This window comes from uncultured Thermus sp., assembly GCF_938010445.1.
In the GTDB taxonomy this organism is placed as follows: Bacteria; Deinococcota; Deinococci; order Deinococcales; family Thermaceae; genus Thermus; species Thermus altitudinis.
On record NZ_CALLUR010000035.1, the window covers coordinates 1 to 6469 of the forward strand.

The following is a 6469-nucleotide window of genomic DNA, read 5'->3' on the forward strand; positions in this document are numbered from 1 at the left end:
GCATAGACCGAAGGGCCTTCCGTGCGGCTGGTGATGTACCCTGCCGGCTTATGCAAGAGGATATGGTGATGGCGCCGCAGCGCCAGGGATTGGCCGTTCACCTCGAGCCGCGCCCCTGGGGGTACGGGAAAGGCAGGATCATGGACCACCCGGCCCCCCACCTGCACCTGGCCGCTTCGCACCAAGCGGGCCACTTCCTTGCGGCTTCCTAGGCCCAGGCGGGCGAGGACCTTGTCCAGCCTTTCCCCCTTCATGGCTCTAAGGCCCCCTTGGCCTTTTCCTTGGCAAACTCCTCGAGGGTTAGGCCTTTGGTCTCCACCCGGCCCAGGTTCAGGCTTTGCAGAAGGAGGGAGCGTTCCAGAGGGTCCTTGGGCAGATTAGGGGAGACCACCAGCAGGTCTATATCCCTTTCCGTGCCGAAGCTTCCCCGGGCCACCGAGCCCAAGAGGTAAACCCGGGCCTCTCCCAGGGCTTCCCAGGCGGCCATCCGCCTTTTGAGCTCATTCCAAACCTCCTCCTCCTCCCATGTCAGGACCCTCTTGGCCGCCCTTAGGGCCTCTCCAGCCCGGGCCCGTGTGGGGTACTCGTAAGGGCTTCCCTCAGGATAGGCGTCGGGATAGCGGGCGGGAAGGGAAGGAGCCTCTAGGGTGCGCCTCGCTTCCTTCGGTGCCTGGATGAGGTGTCCCAAGGCGGGCCCCCCTAGCCCCCGCGAGGGGCCTCTAGAGGCGTATTCCCCTTCCTCCACGTTCTTTCTTGAAGAGGCCAGGGTGGGCTGGGCCTGGGCCCGCCATCTTGGCCACTCCTCCCAGTCCAGGGGCACCATCCTCTTTATTCTAGAGGGCATGAGGCTTTACCAGGAGGATAGCTACGCCACCCGCTTTCGGGCCCGGGTGGTACGGGCTTGGAGCGACGCGAAGGGCCATTATGCCGTGCTTTCCGAGACCCTTTTTTACCCCGAGTCCGGGGGGCAGCCTGCGGATACGGGGGTCTTGAGGGGGGATTTTGGCGAGGTGCGGGTGGAGCACGTTTTTGAGGAGGCCAAGGCCTTTGGGGAGGTGGTGCACCGCATGGCGGCTCCCATCCCCGAGGGGGTGGAGGTGGAGGGGGAGATTGACTGGCATAGGCGCTTTCGTCACATGCAGCGCCACACCGCCCAGCACATCCTCTCCCAGGCCCTTTTGCGGGCCGGGGGATATCACACGGTGGCCGTGAGCCTGGACAGCCCTGTCTCTACGGTGGACCTCGAGGAGGAAGCCCAAGACGCCAAGGTCCAAGAGGCCGAGGCCCTGGCTAACTTCGCCGTGTACGCCGACTACCCCATAGAAGCCTTTTGGGTTTCCCAGGAGGAACTGGGCCACTACCCCTTAAGGCGGCCGCCCAAGGTGCAGGGCAGGGTGCGCCTGGTTAGGATCGGGGATTTTGACCTGGCGGCCTGTGGGGGTACCCACCTTAGGACCAGCGCCCAGGCGGGGCCCATCAAGATCCTGAAGTGGGAGCGGTACAAAGGGGGAAGCCGGGTCTACTTTATGGCCGGCTGGGAGGCCTTGGAGGACTACCACGCCAAGCACGCCCTCCTTTCCCGCCTGGCCCTTTCCTTCTCCACCAGCCCCTTGGAGCTGGAGAAGCCCGTGCGCAAGCTTCAAGAGGAGCTTTATGCCCTAAAGGGGGAGAACCTGGAGCTTAAAGAGGCCTTGGTGGAGGCTCTCCTGCCCCGGGCCTTGGCCGAGGGGGTGCTCCTGGTGCCCGCTGCCGTTTTGGGAGACCTGGCCAAGAAACTCCTCTCCTGGAGCCACAAGACCTTTTTGCTCCTCTCCTCCGAAGGGCGCTTTGCCACCCTTGGCCCAGGTCGGCAGGCGGTTTTGGAAAGGCTCAAAGCCTTGGGGGCCAAGGGCGGGGGGAAGGAGGTGGTGCAGGGGAGCCTGCCCAAGGAAAGGGTGGCTGAGGCCCTGGACCCGGGCCTCGTAAGCTAGGGGCATGGGGCTTTTTGAGGGGAAGGGGGTTTTGGTAACAGGAGCTGCCCGGGGCATAGGCCGGGCCATTGTGCGGGCCTTTGCCCGGGAGGGGGCTTTGGTGGCCCTTTGCGACTTACGGCCTGAGGGGCGGGAGGTGGCGGAGGAGGTGGGGGGCTTTTTCGTGCAGGCGGATCTGGCCGAGGAGAGGGACCGGGTGCGTTTCGTGGAGGAGGCGGCCCGGGCCTTGGGGCGGGTGGACGTGTTGGTGAATAACGCCGCCACGGGCGCCCCGGGATCGGCCCTTACCGTGAAGCTTCCCCAGTGGCGAAAGGTGTTGGAGGTCAACCTCACCGCCCCCATGCACCTTTCCGCCCTGGCGGCCAAGGAGATGGCCAAGGTGGGTAGGGGGGCCATCGTGAACGTGGCCAGCGTCCAGGGGCTCTTCGCCGAGCAGGAAAACGCCGCTTATAACGCTTCCAAGGGGGGGCTGGTCAACCTCACCCGGTCCTTGGCCTTGGACCTGGCCCCTCTGGGCATCCGGGTGAACGCCGTGGCCCCGGGGGCCATCGCCACGGAAGCGGTGCTGGAGGCCATCGCCCTTTCCGAGGACCCAGAGAAGACCCAAAGGGACTGGGAGGACCTGCATGCCCTAAGAAGGTTGGGCCAGCCGGAAGAGGTGGCGGAGGCGGTGCTCTTCCTGGCCTCGGAGAAGGCCAGCTTCATCACCGGGGCCATCCTGGTGGTGGATGGGGGCATGACGGCCAGCTTTATGATGGCGGGTAGGCCGGTATGAGACGGCCCCGGGAAGGCCCTTTCCTGGAGGCCATCTTGGGGGTGGCGCCTCGGTTTTAGGTGGCGTGGTCCTTGTAGGGTTCTCCCCGCAGGTCGGAGATGAGGTGCACGGCCACATAGGCCCCGTCCCCTGCGCTCACGATGGCATGCCCCGGCACCTTGCCCCGGGCCACCCCAGCGGCGTAGACCCGGGGGTAGCTGGTGCGCCCCATCTCGTCGGTGTCAATGTAGACGCCCTTTCGGGTTAGGCCTAGGAGGGAGGGCAGGGTGGGGTCCTTATGGGTGCAAAGAAGAAGCCGTTCGGCTTCCACCACGCCCTCCTCGGTCTCCACCTCAAAGACCCCTCCCAGGTCCCGCACCCCTTTGACCACCCCTTTGCGGATCTCGGCCCCGTAGCGGCGGGCGTGCTCCTTTAGCCTTTCCAACAGATCTTCCCCAGAGGGCTCATCCAAAAGGCCCGGGTAGTTGGGCACCCGGCTCACCTGCCGGATCTTGGAGTGCCCGCCGTCCAACACCAAGACTTTAAGCCCGGCCCGGGCCAGGAAAAGGGCCGCGGAAAGACCAGAGGGACCACCACCCACCACGAGAACGTCCCACATACCACCTAGAGTATAGGGGTTTGGGGGTTCTCTTGGGGGAGTATAATCGGGCACGCATGCTTCTGGACGACCGCTACCCGGTGCTGGAAACCCTCGAGGAAAGGGAGGGGATCGTCCTTTATCGGGTGGAGGGCGGGGTGGTTTTCCTCTTCCAAGTGCGCACCCCCGAGGACAAGGAGCGCTTTTACCGGTACCGGGCGGCCATCAAACGCTTAGAGGAGCTTGGGCTTGTGGAGGCGGTGGTTTCCGCCAAGCCTGGGCGCTACTACGCCTTTTTCCCCGAGCGTCCCTTGGCCCGGAAAGCGCCGCCCCGGGCTGCCCTCGAGGCCCTGGCTCCCTTGGGATTCGGCCCGGAGCACCTGGCCATGGCCGAGGAAGGGGTGGCCTACCTATCCCCCTGGCCCCTAGGGCCTGCCCGGCGGGCCTTGGCCCGGTCCGCTTCCCGCCTTCGGCCTGGCTTTCTTCTGGGGGTGGCCCCGGGCCTTCTCCTCTTCCTCCTGGGGCTATGGCTTTTTTCCCAAGGGGTTTACCGCTACTTCAACCCCCCGGAGTACGCCGTGCCGGACCTGGTGGGCAAAACCGCCCGGGAGGCCTTTCTCCTCCTGAAGGATACGGGGCTTAGGCTGGAGGTGGAAGAGGGTAACGACCCCACCAAGCCCAAGGAGGTGGTGCTGGCCCAGGAGCCCCCACCGGGAACCCGCCTTAGGGCCGGGCGCACCGTGCGCCTTACCCTTAACCAGGCCCGGCTGAATCCCTTGCCCGAGCTGAAGGGGCTTCGCCAGGAGGAGGCCGAGGCCCGGCTTTCCGAGCTGGGGTACCGCCTGGCTGGGGTGGCCCAGGTGGAAAGCCCCGAGCCCTTGGGTACGGTGCTGGCCAGCGATCCGCCTCCTGGCACCCCCTTGCCCCCTGGGGCCACGGTGCGCCTTCTGGTCTCCCGAGGGGCTTCCCTGGGTCCCACCGTGCCCCTGCCCCAGCTCACGGGCTTGGACCAAAAGGAGGCCCTTTTCCTCCTGAACGCCATGGGCCTCCAGGTGCAGATGGAGGAAGTGCCCGCTGGGGCACCTCCGGGTACGGTCCTAGCCCAAGACCCTGCCCCCGGTACCCCCATGCTCCCGGGAAGCGGGGTGCGCCTAAGGGTGGCGGTGAGGGGAGAGGTGCGGGTGGGGGCCTTGAACCCCCCACCCCCTAAGGAGCCCGAGGTGCGCACCATCTCCCTAGACCTAAACCTCCCCCCGGAGGCGGAGGGGCGCCAGGTGCGCCTGGTGTTTGTAGACGACCGGGGGGAGCACCTGGTCTACGAGGGGGAAGGGCAGGAGGGCTTACGGGTTACGGGCACCTACCAGGTGGTGGGGAAGGTCCTCTTTCGGCTTTACCTGGACGGGGAGCTCTTTCAGGAGTGGACGCCTTGAAGCCGTTTTGGCCTCGCGCCGGTACGGAAGGAAACCCCATCTGGAGGGGGTAGATGAGGGGAGGTTGGGCCGAGGACGTGGCGCTTTCCTATCTTCTTGAACGGGGGTACCGGCTTCTTGGGCGCAACCGCCGCACCCCCTTTGGCGAGGTGGACCTCTTCATGGAGAAGGACGGGGTGTACGTGGTGGTGGAGGTGAAGCAACGTAGCTCGGGGGCGTTTGGAGCCCCTTTGGAGGCCATTACCCCGAGGAAGGTGGAGCGCCTGCTGAAAAGCGCCCACCACCTTTTGGGCCGGGACGATCTCCCAGTGAGGCTCGAGGCCATCCTGGTCCACGGCACCCCAAGGTCCCACCGGATAGAGCACCTGGTGCTGGAAGTGTAGGCGGCAATCCTCACGGCCCTTCCCCTTTGGGTAAGCTTGGGGGTGTTTAGGAACCTCGAGGCCTACCTCCTGGCCCTGGAAAAGAGGGGGGAGCTTAAGCGCATCAGGGTACCCGTTTCCAGCGAGCTGGAGATCACCGAGATCGCGGATCGCATGGTGAAGGCGGGGGGACCAGCCCTTCTTTTTGAAAGGGTGGTGGGTAAGGACTTCCCCGTGGCCATCGGCCTCTTTGGCACCCGGGAGCGCACCGCCTTGGCCTTGGGGGTGGAGGACCTGGACCAGCTTGCGGCCAAGGTGGAAGCCTTGCTGGCCCTTAAGCCGGGCAAGGGGGGGCTTTCCGCCCTGTTGGGCCTGCTTCCCAAGCTCCCCCTCCTCAAAGGGTTTTTCCCCAGGTGGGTGCGAAGGGCTCCGGTCCAGGAAGTGGTCCTGAAGGGGGAGGCGGTGGACCTTTCCCGCCTTCCCATCCTCAAGTGCTGGCCCTTGGACGGGGGGCCTTTCCTCACCCTGCCCCTGGTGATCACCAAGGACCCGGAGACCGGGGAGCTCAACGTGGGCATGTACCGGATGCAGGTCCTGGACGGGAAGAGCACCGCCATGCACTGGCAGCTCCACAAGGTGGGCCGCCGCCACCTGGAGAAGGCCAGGAAACTGGGGAAAAAGCTGGAGGTGGCCGTGGCCTTGGGAGGGGATCCCATCCTCACCTATGCCGCCACCGCCCCCTTGCCTCCCTTGCCCGGGGTGAGCGAGTTCCACCTGGCGGGCTTTCTGCGGGGAGCCCCAGTGGAGCTGGCCCGGGGCATCACCGTGGACCTGCCGGTGCCTGCCGAGGCGGAGTTTGTCCTGGAGGGCTACATTGACCCGGAGGAACCCCTGGTGGAGGAAGGCCCCTTTGGCGACCACACCGGCTTTTACACCCCCGTGGACCTTTACCCCCGTTTTCACGTGACCGCCATCACCCACCGCAGGAGGGCCATCTACCCCGCCACCATCGTGGGGATGCCCCCCATGGAGGATGCCTACCTCATAGAGGCCTCCGAGCGGCTTTTCCTACCCCCCTTGCGCTTGGTGCTCCCCGAGGTGGTGGACTACCACATGCCCCCCGAGGGGGTGGCCCACAACTGGGTGAACGTGGCCCTGCGCAAGGAGTACCCCGGCCAGGCCTACAAGGTGGCCTATGGGATGCTGGGCCTAGGCCAGATGATGTTCGCCAAGGTGATCGTGGCCGTGGACGGGGACGTGCCGGTGAAGCCGGGCTTTAGGACCCTGCAGGAGGCCCTTAAGCATGCCCTACCTGGCCGGGATACCCTTCTTCTAAGGGGGCCCATGGACGTCCT

8 protein-coding genes are annotated in these 6469 nt (G+C 65.7%); 5 read left to right on the plus strand and 3 right to left on the minus strand.

Translation table 11 applies throughout. The features are described 5' to 3' along the window. Together Q0693_RS01775 and Q0693_RS01780 are read right to left on the minus strand one after the other, a co-directional pair. Window positions 1-254: S4 domain-containing protein (locus Q0693_RS01775; RefSeq protein WP_298628715.1), on the minus strand; the 254-nt coding region annotated here is incomplete at its 3' end. Then, window positions 251-823, minus strand: coding sequence for a nucleotidyltransferase domain-containing protein (locus Q0693_RS01780; RefSeq protein WP_298628717.1), 573 nt, complete (start codon window positions 821-823; stop codon window positions 251-253). The genes Q0693_RS01780 and Q0693_RS01775, both read right to left, overlap by 4 nt. Window positions 824-842: 19 nt before the next feature. Here Q0693_RS01780 and Q0693_RS01785 point away from each other — a divergent pair, with 19 nt between their 5' ends. Further along, window positions 843-1970: an alanyl-tRNA editing protein gene (locus Q0693_RS01785; protein WP_298628719.1), complete on the plus strand. Its 1128-nt coding sequence runs from the start codon at window positions 843-845 to the stop codon at window positions 1968-1970. 4 nt (window positions 1971-1974) lie between these two features. Next, entirely contained in the window at window positions 1975-2745 is a 771-nt protein-coding gene (locus Q0693_RS01790) for a glucose 1-dehydrogenase (RefSeq protein ID WP_243030863.1), read from the plus strand. A 55-nt stretch (window positions 2746-2800) separates the two neighbouring features. On the opposite strand, the gene Q0693_RS01795 is transcribed toward Q0693_RS01790, so the two are convergent. Then, window positions 2801-3343 carry an FAD-dependent oxidoreductase gene (locus Q0693_RS01795; RefSeq protein WP_298628721.1) on the minus strand — a complete coding sequence of 181 codons (543 nt, stop codon included), beginning with the start codon at window positions 3341-3343 and terminating at the stop codon, window positions 2801-2803. A 56-nt stretch (window positions 3344-3399) separates the two neighbouring features. On the opposite strand from Q0693_RS01795, the gene Q0693_RS01800 reads away from it, so the two are divergent. From Q0693_RS01800 to Q0693_RS01810, 3 genes are all read left to right on the plus strand, one after another. Then, the gene (locus tag Q0693_RS01800) at window positions 3400-4752 is read left to right on the plus strand and encodes a PASTA domain-containing protein (RefSeq protein WP_298628723.1); all 1353 of its coding nucleotides are present in this window, start codon (window positions 3400-3402) and stop codon (window positions 4750-4752) included. Window positions 4753-4805: 53 nt separating this feature from the next. After that, entirely contained in the window at window positions 4806-5135 is a 330-nt protein-coding gene (locus Q0693_RS01805) for a YraN family protein (protein WP_298628725.1), read from the plus strand. A gap of 42 nt (window positions 5136-5177) precedes the next feature. Beyond that, on the plus strand, window positions 5178-6469 hold a 1292-nt coding region (locus Q0693_RS01810), incomplete at its 3' end, for a menaquinone biosynthesis decarboxylase (protein ID WP_298628726.1).

Coding starts and splice junctions, on each gene's coding strand:
- Q0693_RS01795 (WP_298628721.1), bottom strand. CDS start 3,343: ATGTGGGACGTTCTCGTGGTGGGTGGTGGTCCCTCTGGTCTTTCCGCG.
- Q0693_RS01805 (WP_298628725.1), top strand. CDS start 4,806: ATGAGGGGAGGTTGGGCCGAGGACGTGGCGCTTTCCTATCTTCTTGAA.
- Q0693_RS01790 (WP_243030863.1), top strand. CDS start 1,975: ATGGGGCTTTTTGAGGGGAAGGGGGTTTTGGTAACAGGAGCTGCCCGG.
- Q0693_RS01800 (WP_298628723.1), top strand. CDS start 3,400: ATGCTTCTGGACGACCGCTACCCGGTGCTGGAAACCCTCGAGGAAAGG.
- Q0693_RS01785 (WP_298628719.1), top strand. CDS start 843: ATGAGGCTTTACCAGGAGGATAGCTACGCCACCCGCTTTCGGGCCCGG.
- Q0693_RS01780 (WP_298628717.1), bottom strand. CDS start 823: ATGGTGCCCCTGGACTGGGAGGAGTGGCCAAGATGGCGGGCCCAGGCC.